Raw genomic sequence first — 26,202 nt, 5'->3', positions numbered from 1 at the left:
CAAGGGGGGACTTTTAAAAATGGACTTGAAACAACTATTATTAAAAGACGCCATGATCATGGACTTGAAAGCTACTAACAAAGAGGATGCCATTGAAGAAATGGTTGATAAGTACTATCAAGTTGGTGTCATTGACGACAAAGAACTTTATAAAGCTGACATCTTAAAACGTGAAGCTCAAACTAGTACTGGTATTGGTGACGGAATTGCTATGCCACACGCTCGTGACAAAGCTGTTAAACGTGCAACTGTTTTATTCGCTAAAAGCAATGCCGGTATCGACTACAAATCACTAGACGGTCAACCAGCATACCTATTCTTCATGATTGCTGCTCCAGATGGTGCTGACAATCTTCACTTGCAAGCTTTAGCTGCCCTTTCATCACTTTTGATCAATCCAGAATTGGTTAAAAACTTAAAAGCTGCTAAAACTCCTGATGAAGTTCAAGGCCTATTCGACCAAGCTATGAAGGAAAAAGAAGCTAAAGACAAAGCTGACGAAGAAAAGCAAAAAGCTCAAGCAGAAGCTGCTAAAGCTGCTAGCGCTGACGACAAGAAGAAACCTTACGTTGTCGCTGTTACTGCCTGTCCTACTGGTATTGCCCACACATACATGGCTGAAGCTGCTCTAAAAGAACAAGCCGAAAAAATGGGCATCGATATCAAGGTTGAAACCAACGGTTCTGAAGGTGTTAAACACAGATTAACTGCCGATGAAATCAAGCGTGCCGACGGTGTTATCGTTGCCGCTGATAAAAAGGTTGAAATGCCCCGTTTCGATGGCAAGCATTTAGTTAACCGTCCCGTTAGTGATGGTATCAACAAAGCCGAAGAATTGATCAACTTGGCTGTTGAACAAAAAGCCCCAGTCTTCCATGATGAAGGTGGCGCAAGTTCTGATGAAGAAGAATCAGAAGAAAAGAAATCACTTTGGTCAAGAATCTATGCTGATTTAATGAATGGTATCAGTAACATGCTTCCATTCGTTGTCGGTGGTGGTATTCTAATGGCAATTTCATTCCTATTAGAAAACTCTGTTGGTGCAAAATCACAATGGTTCTTGTTCTTCAACAACGTTGGTAACTATGCATTTAGTTTCTTGATTCCTGTTTTAGCTGCTTACATTGCCGTTTCAATTGGTGATCGTCCTGCCTTGCTACCTGGTTTTGTTGGTGGTTACATGGCTTCACAAGCTACAGCTTCTGTAGTTAGTTCCAAGAGTCCGGCCGGATTTATCGGTGGTCTACTTGCCGGTTTCATCGCTGGTTGGGTTGTTGTCTTCCTTAAGAAATGGCTCAAGAATCTTCCACATTCACTTGCTGGTTTGAAGACAATTTTGATTTATCCAGTTCTAGGGTTGCTCTTTACCGGTGCTATTATGTACTTCGCAATCGACCCAATATTCGCCGTTGTTAACGCTGCAATTACTCACTTCCTAGAATCAATGGGTACTGGTAATGCCGTTATCTTAGGTGCATTACTTGGTGGTATGATGTCAATCGATATGGGTGGTCCTTTCAACAAAGCCGCTTATACATTTGCCATTGGTACTTTCACAGCTACACAAGACGGTGCTTTGATGGCTGCCGTTATGGTTGGTGGTATGGTTCCACCTCTAGCAATCGCTATTGCTACAACATTCTGGAAAGACAAGTTTACTGATCAAGAAAGACAAGCTGGTCTATCTAACTATATCTTAGGTTTATCATTCATTACTGAAGGTGCTATCCCATTTGCTGCCGGAGATCCACTACACGTTATCGTATCTAGTGTTATCGGTTCAGCAATCGGTGGTGGCTTGACACAACTTTGGGGCATCAACGTTCCTGCTCCTCACGGTGGTATTTTCGTTACACCACTTGCTAATAAACCATTGCTTTACTTATTAGCCGTTGTTATCGGTGCTATCATCTCAGGTATCATCTATGGTATTTGGAAACCTGCTAAAAAGAAATAATATTTTTATAAAGTATCTATCCTTTGTCGATAGATACTTTTTTTTATCAAAAATAAAGTGATAAAATTAAATCATCTTACTTATACGGAGGCTTATAAATGAGTTCAGTTTATATCAAGCACGTCCAAATTCCAGATTTAACAGAAATAATGAAAATCATCAGTCAAGCTCAAGCCATGCTAAAAGCTGACGGTAGCCCTCAATGGCAAAATGGCTATCCAGACACCGATACTATTAAAAACGATATTCTGGCTCAACAATGCTGGCTTTTAATGGTCGACAAAAAGATTGCCGGAACAGCAACTTTAATCGTAGCTGACGACCCTAACTATCACGACATCACTAATGGTCAATGGCAAAACAATACTGATCCGTATGCTACGATTCATCGAATCGCTATCAATCCTGATTATGCCGGTCAACATTTAGGAAAAATCTTTATTTCGAATTTGATCAGTTATTCTTATCAAAACGGCATTAGAAACTTTCGAATTGATACCCACCAATTGAACAAACGCATGCAAGCTCTAGCTAAGAGTTCTGGTTACGTTCACCGTGGCAAAATCTACGTTTCTGAACCAGCTGTCAATCATGAAGACAATGCCCGTCTAGCTTTTGAATTAAATCTATAAAAAATAGGATGCAAAAATTGCATCCTATTTTTTTGCTCAAATTAATTTGTTTCTGATTGATAAGCTAAATTGCGCTTTTTCATTCTGCCTCGATACCAGAAGAATAACAATAAGTAGACGACAATTGCACCAACAGTCAAAGCGATAAACTTCAAATCACCAGATGAAGATTTACCAATCATGATTGCTAACAATTGTTCAATTGGTCCTTCTTTAGTAGCAGAACCAATCATCCCAATATTTGAATTGCTTAGCAAAATATTTTTAAACATTGAAGTAATGAATGGTGCGGTTAAAGTAGCTGACCACAAGAAAATCGGAATTTCCACTACCCCAATAATAATCATTCGAAAGACTTTACCACGTGTTACCACTAATAACGATGGCGTGATACCCATGGCAATCAAACCACCCAAAGGAATAATACGATTACCTGGCAATAAGAAGGCTTCAATGATCAAGCAAGGTGCCAAGATATTAGCCACTGACCAAACTTCAGGACGGCTGGATAAAAAGGCCCAATCCAAACCAACAAAGCTCATATTAACGCCATGCTTGTTTAAATGATCAGTGATAACTTTAATAATTGGATCAAGCGATGAAGTCAACCATGAACCAATGAGATTGAACAATTCCATGAAGGCTCCCAATAAGAAAGCTAGTCCAAAGATATCCTTCAAACTAATTTGTCCAAATAAACCAATCAAAATTCCTAGGAAAAATCCGGTTGCAAATTTGGAACTCCAAAAACCAACCGCTTTGTTTAATTTAGTTGAATTAAAATTAACCTTATCAATACCTGGAATCAAATTACAAATTTCATCTAGCAACATTACGATAGGATTCATCAAGTAATTCATGTGAGTCGAAGTCATTGGACCCTTTTGATCATTCATTAAGTCATTAAAAGTAGGTTTCATCAAATCAGAATTAATAAACTTCAAAATTCCTAAGGCAATTACAAAAATCAAGCTGACGACGATATTTGCGCCCATATACATCGCTAATAAACCTACGAAAGACAAATGCCAAATATCAAAGACGTCGACGTCTAAAGTTTTTGTAACGTGATAATGCAGCAAAATCACATTAACGATCATCATTACTAATAAAACTAATAAATTGTAAGCTGAACTCCATGTGATAATAGCTGCTGGCGTCCAACCTAAATCAATTACATTTAAATTTAACCCCGTTTTTGCCACTAATTTAGCAATATCAGGATTATAAGTTTGCATCAACAACGATACCAACGAAGTCGTTGCCATAATAGCAATTAAAAATTTAATAATGCTTTCTACTATTTTTGTAAAGTGCGTTTTGCCAATTATCATAACGATGATCAACAAGATACAGACAACACTCAACCCATTAGCAAAGGTAAAAAAATTCATCAATTATATCCCCCCTCAACCCTTTAATTATCTCACTAGAATTGTTTGTAAGCACCAACAAAAATATTTAATATAATTTTACTTTTCGTGATTAATTGTTTGTTGATATATCATGATATTTTTGCTTCACAACGACATTTTCCTTGCTATACTTGTAACTGCTTTCAAGAAAAACTTGAAGAAACCCCCTACCACAAAACGCAAGGAGTTTTATTATGAAGAAACAAACAACTATCTTACTATCAGCTTTAGTCTTAACTGGCTTTTATAGTCCAATAATCCAAACAACTAATACTCAAGCTGCAATTGTTAGAGATGTCAATGATATGGTTCCCTCAGGAAAGGTTCTCCATTTTGGTGAAAAATTTGAACTGTCTGATTTAAAAGAAGAAGCTTGTATCCCTATCAAGGCTTATGCTGAGACTGGACAATACCTAGAAACTGGATATGTTAAATTAAATCAACGCAATATCTGGGATCTTAAAGCAGGCAAAGAAATCGGTGTTGGTGCACCAAGTATTTATACTAAATCTAATTGGGGTGGACATTTAGAATATGAGGCTTTAAATGTCAACCTAAGAATGACCTACGACAACAATACTAAAACTTTTACCCTATTTGATAACGGCAAGCCAATAACTACCATAACGTGTGAAGTCAACGAAGGCTCAGCCAGAATTCATTACGTTCTAAAAGACACCAACGAAGAAATTTATACCCATGAACAAGAACAAGTCTTGCAGTACAAAGACTTCCCTTCTGAAGAAACCTTTATGGTCGAACCTCTAAGAAAAATTTACGATGCACCCGAACCAGTCGGTTACTTTGATGCTTATGACATGGACTTCGAAGCTTTAGCAAACTGGAATCCTTTTGAATCTGAAGATGATGAAGACGATGTTGATTTTGATAGTCCAATAATTAAAAAATATAATCGTAAAGAAATCGATAAAGATCATGGAACAGAATTCACGGTTTACTTAGAGAAAGCTAAACCCTATACGATCAATTTCAAAGTTTATCTAGACAATAAACCCTACTTCTCCAAAAAAGTTACTGGCGAGCTACACGGCACTATTCCACTTCAGGATGAGCCTAAAATGCCTGATAGCAAAGTAGCCACTTTGAACAAAAATAAAACTGCTATGAGTACGATTAACGAGTATGTACCTCAACTCGGTACTTCTATCCAAACAGGTTCAGTTCTTCACAGTAAAATCTTTAATCAAAACTTTGGTAAAATCGGTGCCGCAAGTACAGTCGACGGCCAACCTAATTTTTTAAATACCGGTATTTACGCTATCAGTGGCGAATCACTTGAAGATGGTCAAGTTTTCGTTAACGATGACAACGCTGGTCGCACAACGACATTAGAGTTATATTACGAGTCTAACCAAGCCGATGAAACTCCTGATACTTCAGTCATTGCCGACGTTACAATTGATTCCAACTTAGGTAAACAAGTAGTAAAAGATGTTACTGGTAAAATTGGTGAAGACATTAAAGTTACCGTTCCTCAAAAAGACGGTTATGTTGCCGATAAAACCACTGTAATTGCTCATGTTAATCCAGATGGAAAAATTACAACTGAAGAAAAAGTTACTTACACTAAGAAAAACACTAGTGAAGAAAAGCCTGGAAACAATAACCAAAATAACAATAATCAAACTGACAATCCAAATGGCAATAACACCGATTCCAACCTACCCAGCCATTACAATGGTTTAGTAGGAACAATGAAAAAGCCGGTTGACTTATACGACTTCAACAATGGACAAATGACTAAAAATAAGCAACGCCAATTAGCCGATCATACAGATTGGAAAGTTGACCAAATCATCACCCTAAAAGGTATCAAATACTATCGTGTTGCTACTAACGAATGGGTCAAAGATAGCGACATTTATCGTTACGTGGCTCAAAAGGGAATCGTTAATACTAAAGATGTTGAAGTGACTTATTTAGCAGACGTTGAAGATAAGTTAATCAACAACCGTGGTCTTGCTGCCAACACCGCTTGGAAATACGACCGCATCGCATACTTAGGCACTAACGAAACAAAATACTATCGTGTTGCCACTAATGAATTCGTCAAAGCTTCTGACGTAATAAATAACTAAATATTCTTTACAACAAAAAAGTCGCCCTATTTTGGGACGGCTTTTTGTTTTGAGCTTATTTATTTTGATTGTGTTCCTTAAGATAATCACGAGCCCAAGCTAAGTATTTTTCATCCTCAGCAGCATCTTGTGATGTCAAAATTTCAGGACCATTTTCAGTAATGGCTAAAGTGTGTTCGTATTGGGCAGACCATGAACCATCAGCACTAGCATAGTAGATCCAGTCATCATTAGGGTCCTTCAAAGAACGATCGACGATTTCCCAAGTACCTTCATTGATCATAGGTTCAATGGTAATAGTCATTCCATTCTTCAAACGCAATCCACGACCAGGTTCACCATAATGCAAAACATCTGGTTCTTCGTGCATTGTAGGTCCAATTCCGTGTCCACATAACTCACGAACATCGCCATAACCATGTTCATCTTCAGTATAGTGTTGAATTGCATAACCGATATCACCCAAACGATTACCGGCAATACTTTGTGCAATTCCTAAATATAGTGACTTCTTCGTAACTTCCATCAAATCAGATGTTTCTTGACTAACGGAACCTACAGCGTAGCTCCAGCATGAATCACTTTCGTAACCCTTATAATTGACGGTCATGTCTACTTTAACAATGTCACCCTCATGCAAAATTAAATCTTTACGTGGTGTACCGTGAGCAACTTCATCATTAACATCAACACAAGTTGCGTATTTATAGCCTTCGAATCCTTTTTCTGAAGGTGTGGCACCATGACTTACGATATAGTCATTGGCAAATTCTTCAATAGAGTAAGCTGAAATGCCTGGTTTGATAATATCGCGAAGTCCTAAATGTACTCCAGCCAAAATCTTACCAGATTCGCGCATTCCTTCTATTTCTCGTTGTGATTTTAATGTAATCATCTAATATCCCCCAATTTTTAACCTTTATGATATTTTTTATGAAAATCTGTACTAGCTAACGTAATTTTAATTGTCTGTGCGGTAGTCTTAGGAATACCCAAATCAGTTAATTGCTCAACTGTGGCTTCCTTCATTTTCTTAACAGAGCCAAATTTCTTCAACAACTTAGTCCGAGTTTTAGGCCCAACACCTTGAATGTTATCAAGCTGCGAAGATAAAGCATTTTTACTACGTGTCTTACGATGAAAAGTAATCGCAAAGCGGTGAACTTCATCTTGTATCCTCTGCAATAAATAAAAGCCCTGACTCTTTCTATCCAGTGGCACTTCGACACCATTTTCACCAACAATCAAATGCGACGTATTGTGATGATCATCTTTGACCATCCCGGCTACTGGAATATCAATTCCTAATTCATTGACCAAAACATCCATAACAGCACGCAATTCAATGATACCACCATCCATTAAGATTAAATCTGGTAATGGATGATTTTCTTTAATTAATCGTGAATAGCGCCGATAAATTACCTCACGAGTATTAGCAGCTTCATCAGCACCGGATTGATGTTCAACTTCACCTTTGATTTTATACTTACGATAACCACTCTTCTCAGGACGACCATCTTTAAACATGACCATAGCTGAAACTGGACTAGTTCCTTGAATGTGCGAATGGTCAAACGATTCAATAATATGACCATATGGCAAATCCAATGCTTCAAAGATTTGTTTTTGTGCACCATAAGTTTGACGATTGTCGAGTTCCATTAGACGAAACTTCTCTTGTAAAACCAATTTAGAATTTTCAGCCGCCATATCCATTAAATCCTTTTTTTGACCACGTTGTGGTGTTCTAAAAGGAATATTCAAAACTTGAGACAAGGTATCTTTATCCAAATTATCAGGCACTAAAATTTCCTTAGGTAAAACTTGATTACGACGATTATAAAATTGCAGTATGAACGTCGACAATTCTTCTTCTGGAGTATTGATACAGGCAAAGACCTTCTTCTCACGTTTCATTAAGCGAGCTTGACGGATGAAGAAAATTTGAATTGAAATCCAACCTTTTTCAACGTAATAATTAAAGATATCTCGTGGTGTACTATCATTTGAAATGATTTTTTGCTTTTCAACGGTCGTTTCAATGTACTTGATTTGATCACGTAACTCTGCAGCACGTTCAAATTCCATCTTTTCAGATGCTTGAGACATTTTTTCTTCAAGTTGATGTTTAATTTCCCCAACATTGCCGCCTAAAAACTTTTTGATTTTTTCAATTTGAGCATCATATTCAGATTTCGGTACTGTTTTAAAACAGGCACCCAAACATTGGCCCATATGATAATACAAACAAGGACGACCTAAATTTCCTTGACATCTTCTTAAAGGATAGACTTTTTGTAAGAAATTCAATGTATTAGAAGCTGCCCAAACATTAGGATATGGGCCAAAGTAATAAGCACCATCTTTTTTAACTAACCCGGTGATTTCCATTTTTGGATCACGTTCATTAGTGATCTTGATATACGGATATCCCGTACCACGTTTCAATTTGATGTTGTAATAAGGTTGATGCTTTTGAATCAAAGTTATTTCTAGTAAAAATGCTTCTTTATCATTAGAAGTAATAATAGTTTCAAAATCTCTGATCTCTGAAACTAATCGTGCTGTTTTACCTTCATGTGAACTTTTAAAATATGAACGAACACGATTTTTTAAATTTTTAGCCTTACCAACGTAAATTATTTTGGAATTGATATCTTTCATTAGATAACAACCCGGACGCGGTGGCAAAAGACTTAATTTATGTTCAAGATATTCAGTTGCCAATGAAAATATCCCTCCCTTTTAACACTAGACTTATTTAATCTTAATTTAATCTAAATAATTGTCAAATTAACTGCCACCTCTAAGATATGAGCAATTTATTTGAAAATATATATATATTTGTAATATAATTCATTGTGTAAAATCGATTTGTACAAAATTAATTAAGAAGGTATTCACTATGACAAAAAAATATATTGCTAAAATTGTTCCTTTAAATGCTGACTATATTGGTGTTTCTGCCCACGGACAAGCTGAATTCACCGAAGGGGAAAATAACCTACACATTAAAATCGAAATGTTCGATACCCCTGCTAATACACAACATTGGGAACATTTCCACGGCTTCCCTGATGGAAGAGATGCTCAAATTGCTACCATGGATCAAGACATCAACCATGATAACTTAGTTGATTTACCAGAAACTGAGGCTGTTTCCGGTACAACTATGGTTCCTTTTGACAATGCCCCTCAAGATATGAATATTCCTAATGACAATTATCCAACTTCTGATGCTAATGGTCATTTCGCCTATGAAAAGGATGTTCCCTTAGATGCTTTGAAGAAACAATTTAAAGAAGTCTTTGGAACAGACGATTTGGAATTAGACAAGCGTGTCATCTATGTTCATGGTGTTCCTCAAGATCTTAAATTACCGGTATCTGTAGCCGGTGAAGTCGGCGACTACGATGCTCATGTAACTCTTCCAATCGCTACTGGAAAGATTGAAAAAGCTTAAGCAGATATTTGTTATTTATTCAAAAAGGTTTTATAATGTAAGTAATTATAAAGAAACCTGAAAGGGGCTGATACCGATGGGCCTAACAGTGAAACGTGAAAGTGATTTTGGCAGTTTATTTGATAAGTTTGCCTCTCTTCCCGATGATGTAAAAGAAAACGTAAAACGCGTAGATTCTGCAGATAAAAAATCTTCAAAAGATAAGAATCTAAAAGATAAAAAATAAACTTCTCTTGTTTAGTGTTGCTTCTCGAAAGCGACTGCCATTTATTTTACTATTTCTTTAATGAGAATCCTTTTGATGAAAAAGAAAGACCTAGAACATTAAGTTCTAGGCCTTTTTGTTTATTCAAATTTTTTGTTATCAAAACGAATATCCACATCAGTTTCTTCTTGTCGCAAATCAATTAGTTCCTGATACATCAAATATTCAAAATAAGCGTCTGATACACCATTGAATAACGCCATAATTTATCCCCTTTATATTTTAGATTGAATAAAATCAGCGGAAATAACTGGTCGTTGAACGGTTCGCCCTTTGTCGTTGATGTAATTATCAGTTGTCAAAACGCGACCATAAAATTTTATAGGATCATTCTCCTGTAAACTAACTTTTCCCCGTTCAAAATTGGATAGATTATATTTCAATTTGATAGTTTTTGACTCATCATTCCCGTCTAAAGCAATTAATAAGTATTTATGTTCCATGTCAAGATCTTTGATATGACCCTTTTGATGAACCTTCGTTCCATAATACAAACTCGTATTAGAATAAAGATTATCAAAAGAGACATAGGAATAATCTTTACGCTTATTTGCAAATTCTGCAGCAGTGATTTGTTTTGATTTATCAACTAGATTAATTCTTGTTGCCATAATACTTCCAGATATTTTATCTTTTGATGAAATCAAAAAAACTGCCAACAAAGCAAATAAACACAAGACCATGATCAAGAGCCTGGTCGGTAAATTTCTTATCATTTAATTCCCCCAATAATCCAAAGATAGCAAAGGTCTAGACAAATTACAATTGATTTAGACCATTTAATTATTTAAATATTTTCATATAAACGAACCAATAAAAAATACTCCTAAATCTATATTTAGGAATATTTTTTTAAACATTAATAGTTTCAACTTTAATTATATTGGAATTCATCGACAAGCCTTCAACGATATCGACATAATCAAGATTCTTCCCAAAATCTATTGAATAAACATTCGTATAAACCTTTTCGTCATCACGTTTATAGACGCTAAAGCGAACTCCTTCAACCGTGATTTCATTCTTCTTGAAATAATCATCGATGAATTTCTTTGTCTCAACCTTATGTAGATATTCGACCCTTAATTTTCGAACTGGGCTAATGCGAATAATCTTCTTCAAGAATCCTAAAACTGCATAGACAACTAAAAAACCGGCAACAGCAATGATATAGTCTCCCATACCAACAGCCAAACCAATACAAGCCACGACCCACAAACTAGCCGCAGTCGTTAAGCCTCTAATCGAATGATGCTCAACAATAATCGTCCCGGCACCTAAGAATCCGATTCCGCTAACAACTTGAGCAATCAATCTAGCATCGTCAGCTCTTAAGACACCCTTTACTTCCGGATAGTGTCGAGCCATCTCGATAGCATTAAAGCCAATATTTTGTTGAATCATTGCAATTATGCAGGCACCTAAGCAAACTAAAATATGAGTTCTCAATCCAGCTGGACGATGTTTATAAGCGCGATCAATTCCAATTATTCCAGCAAACAAAACTGAAACTAATAATCTTGTGATAACTGTAAGAACACTTAATTGACTAATCAAATAACCCCTCCGATGTCCTTCAGATTCAAAGCTATTAACTATTTTCGAATAATTTAAATATTATTTCCTTTGTGGATGCACTTTTTAGTGTAACAATGAAATCTTTTCTTAGCAATAGGCGAGCAATTGTCGACATATATGGGACATGTTCATAATTTGCTTCTGGGTCAGGGCCTAATAAGGCCAAAATCATATCAGTCGACTTTTGGTCGTCCCAAATTATCGGTTGTTGTAACTTTAAAACAATCATTTTTAGTTTATTAATTGACTCATCTTGAACATGTGGCATAACGATACCTCCACCTAAAACCGTAGACGATTCATTTTCCCGCATCAACAACTTACCATAAACGGCTTCAGAATCAACGTTATTATCCAAATGATGGGCAAAATTAGCTAAATACTTCAGAGTTTTTTCTTTCGTATCAGCCTCAACATTCAAAACGATATTATCTTTACTTAAAATTTTGGATAAATCCATCATTTTGTCAACTTGCTTTTGATTTGGAACGTTGCTGTCACGCGCTACCACTACGATAGTTTTCTTAGGTTTATCGTCATTAGCCGATTTTCCAGTAAAAAAATCTCCAATCTTTTTCCAAAAAGCCATTTGCTCGTCCCCCATCAAATAATTATTCTACTTTTATCATACAATTATTTTTAAGTTGTCGCTTTCATTTAACAAAAAAACACTAATCCCAATAGGATTAGTGATTCCAATTATTTAAATAATTTGAGAATTTCTTCTTTAGTTTGAGCCTTTCTCAATGATTCGATAAATTCATCGTGCATAAGTAATTTCGAAGTACTTGATAAGTATTCCAAATGACTGCTGCCATTGTCTTCATCAGGTATTAAGAATGAAATTACAATATCAACTGGTTGATTATCAAAAGTCTTCCATTCAACAGGCTTTGTAAGTTTAGCAATCAACATGGCCGATCCTTTAATAGATTTATCCTGAGCATGTGGAATGGCAATCCCTTTTTCCATTCCGGTAGAATTTTCATCTTCACGTGCTAAGTATTTCTTATAAACAGCTTTTGAATCTGTTGAGTATCCTAATTTTTCTGAAAAATCAGATAGATATTGTAGAAGCTCATCTCTTGAAGAAACATCAACATTTAACGCAATATTATTTTTATTGAGAATTTCTCCTAAATCATTATTCGATTCTTCTTTTGGTACTTGTTTATCTTCACTACCAACCTCTACATTACCAGCAGAAGTAGCTACTACGGTATTCTTTTGACTTTGACGGCCTGCAATAATAGATAACAAGAATCCTGATACTAATGCTCCAATAACGATCCAAAGAACCCATAAGAATGGTTTATTGACTAGTGGCAAAACAATGAAACCACCATGGGGAGCTGGAACAGAAATTTTAGTTACATAAGATAAAATAGCAGCAATTGCTGAACCAACCATAAATGATGGGATATTTAGCAAAGGATTCTTAGCTGCAAATGGAATTGCACCTTCAGTAATATGAGTTGAACCTAACAAGAAATTAACATAACCAGCACTACGTTCTTTTGCAGTATAAGCTTTTTTATTGAACAGAACAGCAAATCCGGTAGCTAGTGGCGGAGCGATACAAGCAGCTGAAACTCCAGCCATAAAGAAGTAATTACCTTGTGCAAGTAGAGCCGTACCTGTTAAATAAGCAGCTTTGTTAATTGGACCACCCATATCAGCGGCACACATAATACCTACGATCAATCCTAAGAGAATTGGACTTGAATTTTCCATACTCTTTAGAAAAGCCATCATTCCGGTATTAAGATCTTTCATTGGAACTGAACCATACCACATAATTGTTCCAGAAATTAAAACACCTAAAACTGGAAAAATAAAAATAGATTTTAATCCATCAAGTGATTTTGGTATAGATTTGAATAATTTCGTTAATAATACAGCAACATATCCGGCCAAGAAACCACCAACGATGCCGCCTAAGAAACCAGTACCATTAGTATAAGCAATCATACCAGTAACAAATCCGATGATTAAACCAGTTCTCTTACCGATTGCCTCGGCAATATAAGCACATAAAACAGGTACCATCAAGTTCATTGCAAAGCCACCAATAGTATTTAATAAGGCAGCAATGGCATTATATTGAGCACTCTTAGGATCCGCTGAATTAATACCCCAGAAGAATGAAACAGCTGTTAAAACACCACCAGCAACGACCAATGGTAGCATGTGTGAAACACCGTTCATTAAGTACACATATAATTTATGCCAAAATGATCCTGTTAATTCCGTTTCTTCAGAGCTACTTGCTTTAGACCCACCAGCACTGTGATAAACTGGCACGTTCTTATCATTTAAGATTTTCTCAATCAACTCATCTGGTTCTTTCATCCCTTTGGTTACTGAAACATTAATCAACCGTTTACCATCAAATCTATCAATATCAACATCTTTATCAGCGGCAACGATAACACCTTTAGCTTGATCGATTTCCGATTGACTAAAAGCATGTTCTACCCCAGATTGTCCATGTGTTTCAACTTTTATAGAAATACCACGTTTTTTAGCAGCTTCTTCTAAAGCTTCTTGAGCCATATATGTATGAGCAATTCCAGTAGGACAGCCTGTGGCTGCAATAACTTCATATTTTGCCATATCTATCCCTCCATTTTTTTAATAGTAATTTGTTTCATCAAATCTTCTACATCACTAAAATCGGTTAATCCTGAACTTGCAGCGGTCGAACTTGCGGCAGCAATACTTCTCTTCAAGTTGTCTTCCGCACTTAAATTCTGTTCAATTCCTGCCAAGAAGGTACCTAGCATCGTATCTCCAGAACAAGCCGTATTAACAACTTTTATTTTAGGTGCATTGCCGAAAAGAACTGTGTCTTCGTTAATCAACAAAGCTCCTTTGCTGCCTAAAGATAACAGAATATTTTTAGCACCCTTTTCAATTAATTCTCTTGAGTGTTTGATCAGTGTAGGAATATTGTTGTTTTGTTCATCATCAAACCATGATAAAAGTTCTTCGTCATTAGGTTTCAATAAATATGGATGATAGCCAATAGTTTGAACAACATCCGGATAACTAGTATCAATCACTAAATCGAATTGTTGTTTCTGTGCCATCTTGGCGATTTCAATAATGATATCAGATGGGACTCCCTTAGAAAAACTACCGGAAACAACTAATTTATCGTCTTTTTTTAACTCAGAAATTTTTTCAAGAAAATCATTTAACTTTTCTTCGTTAACTTCAGGTCCATTATTGACCTGCTTGTATTCAGTATCAGTATCGATAACTCGTGTGAAGACATTGATTCGTGAAATGCCATCTATATGCGTAAATTCTGTCTTTATACCTTTACTTCGCAATGATTCTTCAATAAAGTCACTTGTGAATCCACCACCGATTCCTAAAGCTGTATTATCAATACCTAAATGTTTTAGAATAAAGGAAACATTGACACCCTTACCATTTGGCTGAATATCATAACTATTAGTTCGATTAACGATTTCCGGTTTCAAATGTTCAGTTTCAATGAATAAATCGATTGCCGGATTTAATGTACAAGTATAAATCATTTGCAATACCCCTCTTTACTTTCTAAATACATCTTACAATATGATATTATGTAAATGTTTTCATAATCCGTTATATTTACAAATATTTAGAAAATCTTTTACTAATTAGGGAGATTTTATGAAAAATAAATTAAGTTCATCAGAAAAGTATCTTTGGGAATATATTCAAAATAATCTAGATGACATTCCCAATCTATCTATAGTTAAATTAAGCGAAGATGCTAACGTTTCAACGGCAACCATCGTACGTACTACGAAAAAAATGGGCTATTCTGGTTACACTGATTTTCGTCAACAATTAACAATCAAAAGAAAGGATACACAACAATACAAAAACTTAGAAAAAGTAGACCACGACATCAAGCAAGCCATTTTAAAGAATAAATATGAAGTCGATAATACTTTAAAAATGCTAAATGTCGGTTCAATTGAGGATGCTATCCAAAAAATAAAAAAATCCTCCGACATTTATATCTTTGCCAGAGGATTTTCAGAATTTATTGCTCAAGAATTACTCGTAAAACTGCAATTATTAGGTAAGAATTGTGTATTGAGCACTGATCCTAATATCATTGTCACAATGAGTAAACGAATCAAACGTGAAGACTTAGTTATTTTTATTACTCTAAATGGCGAAACTAAAGAATTAGTAGCTGGTGCTAAAAATGCCTTTGATAATGGAGTTAGTACGCTCACTATTACTACTAACGAGGATGGTTCCATTATCAAATATTCAGAAATGGTACTATTAGGCTTTAAATCACAAACCTCATATTTTCCTGATTATGAGGTTAGATCAAGGTTGCCCCTGCAAGTAATTAGTCGAATATTACTAGATTCATATGTTATCAGAACGCAAAAAAGCCAATAGATTTCTCTATTGGTTCAGCAATGTCTTTAACCAGACAGGCAAAACTTCAGCTAACTGTTTATAAGTTCGACCAAATTTATGATCATACCAAGGATCTTCAATTACCTTCGTTTGTCCAAGAGCTTCATAAGCTAAGTGAATTTTGTCTTTATCAACAGACGGCGCCATATTTTGTAAATTGACAATATTCTGTTGATCCATTCCAATTATTACATCGGCCTCATCAAAATCCTGTCGGGTGATCTGTTGAGCATGGTGGTCAATAATTGGGATTTTTTTATTTTTTAGTTCAGCAATTGCACCAGGATGCGGCGAATTACCGATTTCGTAAGTGGATGTCGAGCGAGAAGCAACTGTTATTTGGTCTGACAAGTTCTTTTCTTCGATTAGGTGTTTCATCATCATCTCTGCCATTGGTGACCGACAAATGTTACCTAAACAAACAAAAATGATTTTTTTCATTAAATCAATCCCAATCTCTTTTTAACGTCTTCTAATTGAGCTTCCAAAACAGGGTCTTTGCGACTCAAAACATCTAGTGCACTAGCTTGTGGTGTCGAAGTCTTGTTTTCTTTTTTAGCAACCTTCTTAGCAGTTACTTTTTTATTAGTAGGCTTTTTATTGTACTTTCTAACCCAAGCGGCAACTTGTTGATAAGAAATTTGATACTTTTCACCTGTAGCTTTGTAATTGTTATCATGTTCAATTGCATATTGTGCAATTTCTTTTTGTTGACTCTCATTGTAATTCATACTAAAAACTCCTAAACGGCTTATTACAAAAAATTATACCATACAAAATAACTCTATTATTGATGTAACAGAGTTTTAACAGTCGATTTATTTAAAAAAGAGCACAAAAAAAATGGTAGCTCAGGGAGGAACCACCATTAAATCGACAATAGTTTTTAACCAATTATCATCATGAAATTATCAAGAAAGAGGAAATGTAGGATTTATCTCCTCTTCACTTAATATACTAACACACTCATTTTTAATAACAGACAATTTCAAAAAGTCGCCATATTTTTATAAATAGCACTATAAAAAAAAGACAGAAAGCCGTTGCAATGGCTTTCTGACAGTAAAATGGATTTATTTAAACATGTACTATCCCACAAATTTTAATCCATTTTATTTAAAAAAAGTGATAAAAATGTAATGAAAGCATAATAAAACAACTATATTGATGAGATATAAATTTCTTATTATATTGCATTACTATCACACAGTCGACAATTAGATAATTATAAAAACTATCTAAGGATTAATCCACCAATACCAATTGGTAAATACATTGTACCCTTATTGGACTATACCTGTACACCATAATTTTTTTATATCTATTTATCTATATATTTTTGAAAATGTGCATCAACTGGGCTAAAGTTTCGTTTCCTATCATATTATGACGATAAACAAACAAGATATAAAACGGTGGCAATTGAATCTCAGGTAATTTTATTTCTTGAATACCCGAAACTCCTTGAATAGCCGTTTCCGTAACAAAACTGATTCCCTTATTCTCTTTAACTAAACTGAGCATTAATCGATAATCTGAAGTCTGGAACAAAGTATGCGGCGTAACATTGTATCGCTCAATCATTCTTTGCAAAACTAAATTGTGAACAGAACCTCCATTTAATGAGATAAAATCTTCCGCAAATAAATCTTCAATCGTTTTGATTTTTGAGACATCCCGATCCGCTGCAGCGATAAATTTAAAATGATGCTCTTTTATTAACTGATAGTCCAAATGATTCTCTTGTGGCAAAATTGTCGTTCCTAATAAGGAAAGATCAATTTCGCCATTTTTTAATTTGCCTAATAATTCCCCCGATCCATCGGCGATTGGAATAATTGCATTGAGTAGATCTGCATCTCGTAAACGGTCAAAAACTTTGGGAATTACGTAATTCGTAATGATTGGTGGCCAACCCATAACAATTTTTTCACGTTTGATTCGTTCCATATCATCACTGATTAAATCATTTTCCAAAAGAATTCGATCAACATGCATTAATAATTGGCGACCAGCATAAGTCAGCGACAAAGAATTAGCGAAACTTTTACGCTTAATTAGAGAAAGTCCGTACGTATCTTCCAATCTTTTTAGTGAATAAGTAATCGTTGGTTGACTGACACCAAAGAAATTAGCCGTATCAGAAAAGTTTTTTAATTCAGATAATTTTTTAAAATATTGATAATCTTTTAAATTCATTTTCCCACCTATAAATTTTATTTATCAAAGTACACATATTTGACTATATTTTTTATCATGTACTATTATACATTCGAAAGTTAATTAAAGACATTGATTTTTTAATATGCCAAATGGGAATAATAGTACATTCCAATATTTATAAAATTATTTTATATAATACGATATGTATAGGGGTATTAAATATATTAATGTTTAACTGTTGAAAAAGTTAATTAGGAGGAATTTTTTTTATGAAATATGAAGGTTTAGATTTACTCAATAATCATTTCTTCAATAAAGGTACTGCCTTTACTAAGGAAGAAAGAAAAGAAAATCATATTGAAGGCTTACTTCCACCATTTGTTCAAACTTTGGACCAACAAGTAGAACAAGCCTACGAAAACTATTCAAAGAAGGCTACCTTCCTTGATAAGAGAATGTACTTGATGGATTTGTTTAACGAAAACGTTACTTTGTTCTACAAGTTGTTCAGTGAACACGTTAACGAATTTATGCCAGTTGTTTATGATCCAACTATCGCTGACACAATCGAAAACTACAGTCACTTCTTCTTGGATCCACAAAATGCCGTTTACCTATCAATCGATGACCAAGACGAATTAGAAGCTTCATTGAAGAATGCTACTAAGGGTCGTGATATCAAACTTATCGTTGTAACTGACGGTGAAGGTATTCTTGGTATTGGTGACTGGGGTGTTCAAGGTGTTGACATCTCTGTTGGTAAATTGATGGTTTATACAGCAGCTGCCGGTGTTGATCCTAAGTCAGTTCTTCCAGTTGTTCTTGATGTTGGTACTAACAATAAAGAACTTCTTTCAGATGATCTTTACATGGGTAACCACCACCAACGTGTTACAGGCGACAAGTACTATGCATTTGTTGACAAATTCGTTCAAACTGCAGAAAACTTATTCCCTGATATGTATCTTCACTTTGAAGACTTTGGTCGTAGCAACGCTGCTAATATTTTGAACAAGTACAAAGATGACATCTTGACATTCAACGATGACATCCAAGGTACAGGTATCATTACATTAGCTGGTATTTTAGGTGCTTTGAACATTTCTAAAGAAAAGCTTACTGATCAAGTTTACCTATCATTTGGTGCTGGTACTGCTGGTGCTGGTATTACTAAGAGAATCTTTGACGCTATGGTTGAAGAAGGACTTTCTGAAGAGGAAGCTAAGAAACACTTCTACCTAGTTGACAAGCAAGGTCTATTGTTCGACGACACAGAAGGTCTTACACCTGAACAAAAACCATTCACAAGACAACGTAGTGAATTCGACAATGCTGATGAATTAACTAACTTGGAAGCTGTTGTTAAAGCAGTTCACCCAACAATCTTGGTTGGTACATCAACACAACCTGGTACATTTACAGAACCTATCATCAAGGAAATGGCTGCTCACACAGAACGTCCAATCATTTTCCCACTTTCAAACCCTACAAAACTTGCTGAAGCAAAGGCTGAAGATCTTTTGAAGTGGACTGATGGTAAAGCTCTTATTGCTACTGGTATTCCAGTTGATCCAATCGAATACAATGGTGTTACATACAATATTGGTCAAGCTAACAACGCTTTAGTTTACCCTGGTCTTGGTCTTGGTTCATTAGCTGTTAATGCTAAAGTTCTTTCAGATGGTATGATCAACAAGGCTGCTCACTCATTGGGTGGTATCGTTGATGCTGCACAACCAGGTGCCGCCGTACTTCCTCCAGTTTCAAAACTAGACAAGTTCAGTATTACTGTTGCTGAAGGTGTTGCTCAACAAGCTATTGATGAAAAACTTACATCTGCTACTGATGCTAAGAAGGCTGTTGAAGACGCCAAATGGGAACCTAAATATTAATATATAAATTTGTAAAATAAAGGGGAATTATTTTATGGCTGCATTTATCACTTCTCTAGAGAGTGTTGCTGAAATCGTACTAGTTATCGCCCTAGGTTACTGGCTTAGAGGATCAGGCCGTTTAGGCGATGAATTTAAGGGGAATATCTCATTCATTATTATGAAGATTGCCCTACCTGCTTCAATCTTTGTTTCTGTTCTTAAGTATTTGAATCGAGACAAATTAGCAAGTCTTTCTGGTGGTTTGGTCTTCACCTTCGCCAGTTTCACTATAGGATACATTGTCGCATGGATCCTAACGAAAGTTTTCCGTATTAGAAAAGGCCGTCGTGGTACTTTCATTAACATGTTCGTTAATGCTAATACAATCTTCATTGGTTTACCTTTAAACATGGCTTTGTTTGGAGATAAGAGTTTACCTTACTTCCTTATCTACTATGTTATGAATACAATTTCAACTTGGGCTGTTGGTATCTTCTTCATCTCAAGTGATGATCCAACCGTTGAAAAAGGTGAAAAGAAAGATTTCAACTGGAAGAAATTACTTCCTGCTCCACTTGTTGGTTTCTTAGTTTCATTAGTATTCTTGCTCTTAGCAATTCCTGTTCCAGAATGGATCAATAAGACCTTAGACATGGTCGGTGGTATCGTTACACCTATGTCACTTATCTACATTGGTATTATCTTAGCTGATGCTGGTTTGAAATCTATCAAATTTGACCGTGATACAATCCTTGCCTTGGTTGGTAGATTTATCGTTGCTCCTGCTATCATGATTGGTATCATCCTTGTTGGTGGTTCAATGATCGGTTCAATGCCACAACTAGAAAGTAGCTCATTTATCATCCAATCAGCTGCTCCTGGTCTTGCCGTATTGCCTATCCTAGTTGATCAATCACACGGTGATGTCGACTACGCAACAAACTTGGTTACTACTTCAACTGTCTTGTTCGTAATCGTTGTTCCTATCTTGATGCAAGTTGCAAACTTGATCTAATTGATCATTAATAATAATCCAAAAATCAAAAATTTATTGAAAACAATTCACATTCACACATTTAAAACAAAAAATCAGATCCTCCTCAAATAAATTTTAAAAAAAGTCGTCAAACATTCTGCGGTTTGGCGGCTTTTTTGTGTACTTATTATTATTTTGTTGGTGCAATCAAATCGATCAGACGATTAACCAATTGAGTCACACGGTTAGCATCATTGGCAATTACGTCAACACCACGATTATTTATCATCGTATGCGTTACTTGCAAAAGTCCAATCGAATCCGTATCATCATTAAACTTAGCAATCGGTAAAGTCACATTGTGATCATACATGGGAACATTTCCTGCTTCAACTTTTACGATTTTAGCCCCTTCAGGCATACTGAGAATATAACTTTTGATTCGTTTAAGACTAAAATTGTCTTGATAAAACCCATAGATAACTTCCAATTCACTGATAATAAACTTTATTTCATTATTCATCTGCTTCACTCCCACCTAGTATCCATATGATTAGTATCACGCAAATAACCTCAAATTGACAAGGGATTATCCTTATTCATTTAAACTACGTTCAAGCGCTGTTTCTAAGCTCGGACCATAAGTTTCACCGAACAAGTTCAAATGAGCTAACAAGTAATATACTTGATACCAAATCATCCGTTGTTGCCATCCATGCGATAAGGGATAAATACTGTTATATCCTTGATAAAATTCATCCGTGAATCCACCAAATAATAGAGTCATAGCAATATCCATCTCACGGTTACCATAGAAAACATCGGGATCGAACAAAATTGGTTGATGATTTTTTTCAAATCCAACATTACCATTCCACAAATCACCATGAAGTAAACTTGGAACAACAGGGTTCTTTTGATAATATCTGACAATCATATCTTTATAATTCATAAATAATTTCTGTCGATAATTGTTCCAATATCCTTTTTCTTTGACTAGTTTCACTAAAACATTCAAACGTTGATCGATATAAAAATCACTCCAGTTACTTTGCCATTGGTTGATTTTAGGATTTTTAGCATTTAAAACATCATGATCTAAACCAAATTTAGGGGCATGCTTTTGATGCAACTTAGCCACTAATTGTCCTAGGTCATATTGTGAACCTGCACCAAAATCAACAAATCTTTGAATCAAATATCCACAATTTTTAAAGGTACCAATTTTAATGACCCTAGGAGCATTAGCAACCGTATTAATCAAATCTAATCCTTCTTTTTCATGGTTAAAAAAACTAGCTTGATTGCTCGGTTGAACTTTTAAAAAATACTTACCTTGATCACTTTCAACTGCAAAGGCTAAATTAATGTCACCACCTGATACTGGTGTAACTTGATAAACTTGACCTAAATTGAGTTCTTGATACCAACTTTCATCAATTTGCAAAATCATCACTTCCTTAGTCATATCATAACAAAAAAACTGAGTACCCTATCCGCAGATGATAGAATACTCAGTCTTTTATTTTGTATTTTTGATTAAACGGGCGATGTTCTCTGATACTTGTTGAAGATTTTTATCAGTATCAGCAATGGCTTTGGATAAATCTTCTACCCCCGGAACACAAGTGAAGATAGCGTCAATACCCAAAGGATATAACTCAGAAATCTTTTCGCCGACGGAACCAGCGATGGCAATTACAGTTGCATTGGGGTTGACAGCTTTAGTAGCCTTGGCAACCCCAATGGGAGTTTTGCCGAATTTAGTCTGAAAATCGATCTGACCTTCGCCAGTTATAACGACGTCAGCATCTTGCACAATATCTTTTAATCCGGTGTAGTCAACAACTATGTCGACCCCTGAACGCATTTGTGAATTAGTAAAAGCTAAAAGCCCTGCTCCTAATCCACCAGCGGCACCGGCACCAGGTGTTTGTTCTAAATCTTTTCCTAGATCACGTTTTAACACATCGGCATAATGTGATAGAGCCTCATCTAGGAAGTCAACCATTTCCGGACTAGCACCCTTTTGTGGTCCGAAGACGTGACTGGCACCATTTTTACCAGTTAAAGGATTAGTAACGTCAGAAGCAATGATAACTTTGACATCCTTTAATTCTGGTAACATCTGAGAAATGTCAATATGGTCGAGCTTTTTGAGCATAGCACCACCATACTGCAATTCTTTGTCTTTGTCGTCTAACAATTTAGCGCCTAAGGCTTGAGCCATTCCAGCACCTCCATCATTTGTGGCAGAACCACCGATTCCAATAATGATGGTCTTAGCACCTTTTTGGATAGCCGACTTAATCAATTCACCAGTTCCAAAAGTCGTTGTAACGTAAGGATTTTGGGTAAATTGATTAATAAATTGAATTCCACTAGCTTGAGCCATTTCAATAATAGCCACTTGGCCGTCATCGATTAGACCGTATTGAGCCTGTGTTTTGTTACCTAAAGGATTAACCACTGTTTCAGTGATCATTTGACCATTTCTAGCATCAACTAATGATTGAACTGTTCCTTCACCACCATCAGCCATTGGTACATTGACGAATTCGGCATCAGGATAAACTTTGGCAAAGCCCTTTTTCATTGATTGAGCAACTTGTTTGGCAGTTAACGAGTTCTTATATGAATCTGGAGCTAATACTATTTTCATTTATACGTCACCTCTAGAACAGATTTCCATACATCAATGTTGCAACAATTGTCATTGAAAGTCCAACTAACATTTCCCACAAAACAACGCTCATTCTTTCTTTAAAGTGCATTTGAACCGCTTGAGCTGTAACGTGAAAATAATTACCATGTGGCAATTGATCGATTACTGTGGCACCAGTGTGAACCATTGCGGCTGCACCAGTTCCTGAAATTCCAAATGACATAATTGATTTGGCAAATGAGTTTGAAGCTAAGATAACACCGGTTGAAGTTGAAGCCGTTGCTGCAGCCATCAAAATACCAGCGATTGGAGCTAAGAAGGTACCAGAAATTCCAGTTGTTTGAACGATTTCGACAACCTTTTGTGGCAAGTTAGATGCTGAAACCAATCCAGCAATCGCACCAGCACCAATCAAAATCATTACAACATCGGTCATTCTAGCTAAACCTTTAGCCATGTATTGCAAGAACTTCTTGCCTTGTCCCATAGCTAAGGTTCCAACTAAACCAGCAATCGGCAAGATGTACATCGCATCAAGATTAAATGAAGCTAAAGCCTTGATACCAAAAATATCCCCGACTGGCGTGATCAAAAGCAAAATCACTGCTACTAAAGGTGTAACGATAGCAGCTTTTAAACTTGGCAAATCATCTTGTTTCTTCGACTCAAATTTTTGGTCGTCGGGTACAAAAGAACCACGATGCTTAATTAAAGTGGCCAATAAAACTGTAACAATCAAACCAACGACTGCTGGTACGAAATCAGCAATCATCACTTGTGATAAGTCAACATTGAATCCTTTAGCAGCCGCAATTGTATTAGGATTAGGCGAGATAACGTTACCCGCTTTACCTCCACCAGACAGAGCCACTAGTAATGAAAGTTTACTGTAATGCATTTTTTGACCAACTTCTAGTGCAATTGGTGCGACGATCAAAACTGCTACTGGAATAAAAATCCCAACACCTGTCAAAACCATAGTTGAAAGTGCTAAAGCCAAAATTGCCAACTTATCGCTAAAATGATCCACGATATTAGAAGCAATTACATTAGCTGCACCAGATTCCATCATGACACCTGCTAACACTCCGGCTGCGATTACACGAATAATCGTCCCCATGACACCGGAACTACCTTTGACAATCGTATCAGTCGTCTGCGTCAAAGACATGCCACCGACTAAACAACCAATGATTGCACCAAAGATCAAAGCATAAACTGGATTAACTCTAAATAAAATCAACCCAATTGCTAAAAGCAAACCCAAAAGAGCTGCCCACCATGCAATAACCATCCTAAATTAACACCCTTTCTTAACTTCTCTAGCCAATTGTTAAATAATTAACAATTGAGCAACGTGTGTATAATACCTTTTTGATTTTTTAAAATCAATGTACACTTGCACAAATTATAATGTTAAAATGATGAATTTTTATTTTTTTTACCTGATAAATCAATGTTTTATTACTCAAAAATATTGTAAAATAAATATATGCACAATTTTATGCTTTGCGCTTTCATTAAAGTTTGAATATTTTTTAACAAGGAAGAATAAAAATATGAAATTAGACCCGAATCTGGCACAGTCTATCGTTGATAAAATGATGAAGAGTGTGCCTTACAACATTAATATGATGAACGAAAAGGGAATTATTATTGCCAGTGGCGACAAATCACGAATCCATACTTTACATATCGGTGCCGTCGATACTATTCAAAGTGGCAAAACTAAACCAATGATCCAATCATTTGGAAAATATGGTCAACCCGGAGTTAACATCCCTGTACAATTTAACAATGAAACTATTGGCGTTATCGGTATTACCGGGGATCCCGAAAAAGTTACTCCTTTAGCCTCATTGTTAAAGATTTCAACCGAGTTATTGATTTCACAAATTAATAACACTAAAGTTGAAGGTCGTCGCAAAGAAAGTTTGAATCATTTCTTATATGAATGGACTAATACTGAGGATGCTTCATTAAATGATGAACTACAGTTGCGTGCTGAAACCTTAAACATCGACTTATCGATCAATCGGTATATTGTTTTAATTGAAACAAATGATTTGAACGAATTACAAATTAGTCCCTTTGATTTTTCTTTTAGAAAAACTCCTGGAGAATATTTACTGATTGTTAGAAACGAAACCGATTTAAATAGATATCTTAAATTTGGTCAAGAAAATCAGTTAATGGTCGGTATCAGTGATAAGTTGACCAATCTTAAACAAGCTGTGCGCCAAGCTTCAGACACTATTACCGTCAGTAAAGAATTACAACTAACCGGCTTCTATCACTTTAAAGAGATTCGTTTTCTCAATCACATTCTTGATAGTAATTTGTATTCAAAAAAAGCCTTGAGCGTATTTAAAAGCTTTCTCAAGACTAAATCCGGTTTAGAATTAATCGATACGATCGACTGTTATTTCAAGCATAACGGTAATGTAACGGAGACTTCTAAAGCCTTAAACGTTCATCGTAATACTACTAATTATCGTCTCAATAATATTTCAGAGTATTTTGGACTAGATTTAAAAGATTTGACCGATATTTTACAACTATACGTTAATTTTCTTTATTTCAAAAAATATCAATATGAACATCGTTAAAATTGATATTTTTTGACGAATTGCTTATTATTCAAGTGAAATAAATTCATATTGTGAGGTCTA

25 protein-coding genes are annotated in these 26,202 nt (G+C 35.6%); 9 read left to right on the top strand and 16 right to left on the bottom strand.

The window, feature by feature from the left end; all coding sequences use genetic code 11:
* Positions 1–19: 19 nt before the first annotated feature.
* Together G6534_RS04530 and G6534_RS04525 are read left to right on the top strand one after the other, a co-directional pair.
* Positions 20–1,957 carry a PTS fructose transporter subunit IIABC gene (locus G6534_RS04530; protein WP_059073448.1) on the top strand — a complete coding sequence of 646 codons (1,938 nt, stop codon included), beginning with the start codon at positions 20–22 and terminating at the stop codon, positions 1,955–1,957.
* 98 nt (positions 1,958–2,055) lie between these two features.
* Positions 2,056–2,589: a GNAT family N-acetyltransferase gene (locus G6534_RS04525; RefSeq protein WP_182083186.1), complete on the top strand. Its 534-nt coding sequence runs from the start codon at positions 2,056–2,058 to the stop codon at positions 2,587–2,589.
* Positions 2,590–2,630: 41 nt separating this feature from the next.
* On the opposite strand, the gene G6534_RS04520 is transcribed toward G6534_RS04525, so the two are convergent.
* Positions 2,631–3,983, bottom strand: coding sequence for a PTS transporter subunit IIC (locus tag G6534_RS04520; RefSeq protein WP_059073450.1), 1,353 nt, complete (start codon positions 3,981–3,983; stop codon positions 2,631–2,633).
* 215 nt (positions 3,984–4,198) lie between these two features.
* Between G6534_RS04520 and G6534_RS04515 the strand changes: the two genes are divergently transcribed.
* On the top strand, positions 4,199–6,103 hold the full coding sequence (locus G6534_RS04515) for a hypothetical protein (RefSeq protein WP_182083185.1): 1,905 nt from the start codon (positions 4,199–4,201) through the stop codon (positions 6,101–6,103).
* Positions 6,104–6,158: 55 nt separating this feature from the next.
* On the opposite strand, the gene map is transcribed toward G6534_RS04515, so the two are convergent.
* Positions 6,159–6,998 carry a type I methionyl aminopeptidase gene (map, locus tag G6534_RS04510; RefSeq protein ID WP_059073453.1) on the bottom strand — a complete coding sequence of 280 codons (840 nt, stop codon included), beginning with the start codon at positions 6,996–6,998 and terminating at the stop codon, positions 6,159–6,161.
* Between the two features lie 17 nt (positions 6,999–7,015).
* Positions 7,016–8,833 (bottom strand): excinuclease ABC subunit UvrC, encoded by a 1,818-nt coding sequence (gene uvrC, locus G6534_RS04505; RefSeq protein WP_182083184.1) that lies wholly within the window; start codon positions 8,831–8,833, stop codon positions 7,016–7,018.
* A gap of 178 nt (positions 8,834–9,011) precedes the next feature.
* Here uvrC and G6534_RS04500 point away from each other — a divergent pair, with 178 nt between their 5' ends.
* Together G6534_RS04500 and G6534_RS04495 are read left to right on the top strand one after the other, a co-directional pair.
* Positions 9,012–9,569: a hypothetical protein gene (locus G6534_RS04500; RefSeq protein WP_059073454.1), complete on the top strand. Its 558-nt coding sequence runs from the start codon at positions 9,012–9,014 to the stop codon at positions 9,567–9,569.
* Between the two features lie 76 nt (positions 9,570–9,645).
* On the top strand, positions 9,646–9,795 hold the full coding sequence (locus G6534_RS04495) for an SPJ_0845 family protein (protein WP_161936631.1): 150 nt from the start codon (positions 9,646–9,648) through the stop codon (positions 9,793–9,795).
* A 119-nt stretch (positions 9,796–9,914) separates the two neighbouring features.
* On the opposite strand, the gene G6534_RS12270 is transcribed toward G6534_RS04495, so the two are convergent.
* From G6534_RS12270 to pfkB, 6 genes are all read right to left on the bottom strand, one after another.
* Positions 9,915–10,037 carry a hypothetical protein gene (locus tag G6534_RS12270; RefSeq protein WP_010019960.1) on the bottom strand — a complete coding sequence of 41 codons (123 nt, stop codon included), beginning with the start codon at positions 10,035–10,037 and terminating at the stop codon, positions 9,915–9,917.
* 12 nt (positions 10,038–10,049) lie between these two features.
* A complete protein-coding gene (locus tag G6534_RS04490) occupies positions 10,050–10,550 on the bottom strand; it encodes a hypothetical protein (RefSeq protein WP_152999937.1) in 501 nt (166 codons plus the stop codon).
* A 136-nt stretch (positions 10,551–10,686) separates the two neighbouring features.
* On the bottom strand, positions 10,687–11,391 hold the full coding sequence (locus G6534_RS04485; protein ID WP_059073456.1) for an MgtC/SapB family protein: 705 nt from the start codon (positions 11,389–11,391) through the stop codon (positions 10,687–10,689).
* A gap of 34 nt (positions 11,392–11,425) precedes the next feature.
* Positions 11,426–12,001: a PTS sugar transporter subunit IIA gene (locus G6534_RS04480; RefSeq protein WP_059073457.1), complete on the bottom strand. Its 576-nt coding sequence runs from the start codon at positions 11,999–12,001 to the stop codon at positions 11,426–11,428.
* A 110-nt stretch (positions 12,002–12,111) separates the two neighbouring features.
* Positions 12,112–14,028 carry a fructose-specific PTS transporter subunit EIIC gene (locus G6534_RS04475; protein ID WP_182083183.1) on the bottom strand — a complete coding sequence of 639 codons (1,917 nt, stop codon included), beginning with the start codon at positions 14,026–14,028 and terminating at the stop codon, positions 12,112–12,114.
* Positions 14,029–14,030: 2 nt separating this feature from the next.
* Positions 14,031–14,960 carry a 1-phosphofructokinase gene (pfkB, locus tag G6534_RS04470; protein WP_182083182.1) on the bottom strand — a complete coding sequence of 310 codons (930 nt, stop codon included), beginning with the start codon at positions 14,958–14,960 and terminating at the stop codon, positions 14,031–14,033.
* A gap of 118 nt (positions 14,961–15,078) precedes the next feature.
* On the opposite strand from pfkB, the gene G6534_RS04465 reads away from it, so the two are divergent.
* Entirely contained in the window at positions 15,079–15,831 is a 753-nt protein-coding gene (locus G6534_RS04465; protein WP_182083181.1) for a MurR/RpiR family transcriptional regulator, read from the top strand.
* 6 nt (positions 15,832–15,837) lie between these two features.
* Here the strand turns inward: G6534_RS04465 and G6534_RS04460 are convergent, their stop codons facing one another.
* From G6534_RS04460 to G6534_RS04450, 3 genes are all read right to left on the bottom strand, one after another.
* Positions 15,838–16,293 carry a low molecular weight protein-tyrosine-phosphatase gene (locus tag G6534_RS04460; RefSeq protein WP_059073459.1) on the bottom strand — a complete coding sequence of 152 codons (456 nt, stop codon included), beginning with the start codon at positions 16,291–16,293 and terminating at the stop codon, positions 15,838–15,840.
* Positions 16,293–16,583: a helix-turn-helix domain-containing protein gene (locus G6534_RS04455; RefSeq protein WP_059073460.1), complete on the bottom strand. Its 291-nt coding sequence runs from the start codon at positions 16,581–16,583 to the stop codon at positions 16,293–16,295. Before G6534_RS04455 ends, G6534_RS04460 begins: the two co-directional genes overlap by 1 nt.
* A 598-nt stretch (positions 16,584–17,181) precedes the next feature.
* On the bottom strand, positions 17,182–18,051 hold the full coding sequence (locus G6534_RS04450; protein WP_182083180.1) for a LysR family transcriptional regulator: 870 nt from the start codon (positions 18,049–18,051) through the stop codon (positions 17,182–17,184).
* Between the two features lie 233 nt (positions 18,052–18,284).
* Here G6534_RS04450 and G6534_RS04445 point away from each other — a divergent pair, with 233 nt between their 5' ends.
* Together G6534_RS04445 and G6534_RS04440 are read left to right on the top strand one after the other, a co-directional pair.
* On the top strand, positions 18,285–19,907 hold the full coding sequence (locus tag G6534_RS04445) for a malolactic enzyme (RefSeq protein ID WP_182083179.1): 1,623 nt from the start codon (positions 18,285–18,287) through the stop codon (positions 19,905–19,907).
* Between the two features lie 34 nt (positions 19,908–19,941).
* Positions 19,942–20,904, top strand: a complete 963-nt coding sequence (locus G6534_RS04440; RefSeq protein ID WP_059073463.1) for an AEC family transporter — start codon at positions 19,942–19,944, stop codon at positions 20,902–20,904.
* 151 nt (positions 20,905–21,055) lie between these two features.
* On the opposite strand, the gene G6534_RS04435 is transcribed toward G6534_RS04440, so the two are convergent.
* From G6534_RS04435 to G6534_RS04420, 4 genes are all read right to left on the bottom strand, one after another.
* On the bottom strand, positions 21,056–21,388 hold the full coding sequence (locus G6534_RS04435; RefSeq protein ID WP_059073464.1) for a hypothetical protein: 333 nt from the start codon (positions 21,386–21,388) through the stop codon (positions 21,056–21,058).
* Between the two features lie 72 nt (positions 21,389–21,460).
* On the bottom strand, positions 21,461–22,312 hold the full coding sequence (locus tag G6534_RS04430) for a fructosamine kinase family protein (RefSeq protein WP_182083178.1): 852 nt from the start codon (positions 22,310–22,312) through the stop codon (positions 21,461–21,463).
* A gap of 75 nt (positions 22,313–22,387) precedes the next feature.
* Positions 22,388–23,527: a glycerate kinase family protein gene (locus tag G6534_RS04425; RefSeq protein ID WP_059073465.1), complete on the bottom strand. Its 1,140-nt coding sequence runs from the start codon at positions 23,525–23,527 to the stop codon at positions 22,388–22,390.
* 13 nt (positions 23,528–23,540) lie between these two features.
* A complete protein-coding gene (locus G6534_RS04420) occupies positions 23,541–24,824 on the bottom strand; it encodes a GntP family permease (protein ID WP_059073466.1) in 1,284 nt (427 codons plus the stop codon).
* 265 nt (positions 24,825–25,089) lie between these two features.
* Here G6534_RS04420 and G6534_RS04415 point away from each other — a divergent pair, with 265 nt between their 5' ends.
* The gene (locus tag G6534_RS04415; protein WP_059073467.1) at positions 25,090–26,139 is read left to right on the top strand and encodes a CdaR family transcriptional regulator; all 1,050 of its coding nucleotides are present in this window, start codon (positions 25,090–25,092) and stop codon (positions 26,137–26,139) included.
* The last annotated feature ends 63 nt before the right edge of the window (positions 26,140–26,202 follow it).

The sequence above is a fragment of the Companilactobacillus pabuli genome (assembly GCF_014058425.1).
In the GTDB taxonomy this organism is placed as follows: Bacteria; Bacillota; Bacilli; order Lactobacillales; family Lactobacillaceae; genus Companilactobacillus; species Companilactobacillus pabuli.
The sequence above is the reverse complement of the archived record's forward strand: the minus strand, read 5'-3'. Positions and strand labels throughout refer to the sequence as shown.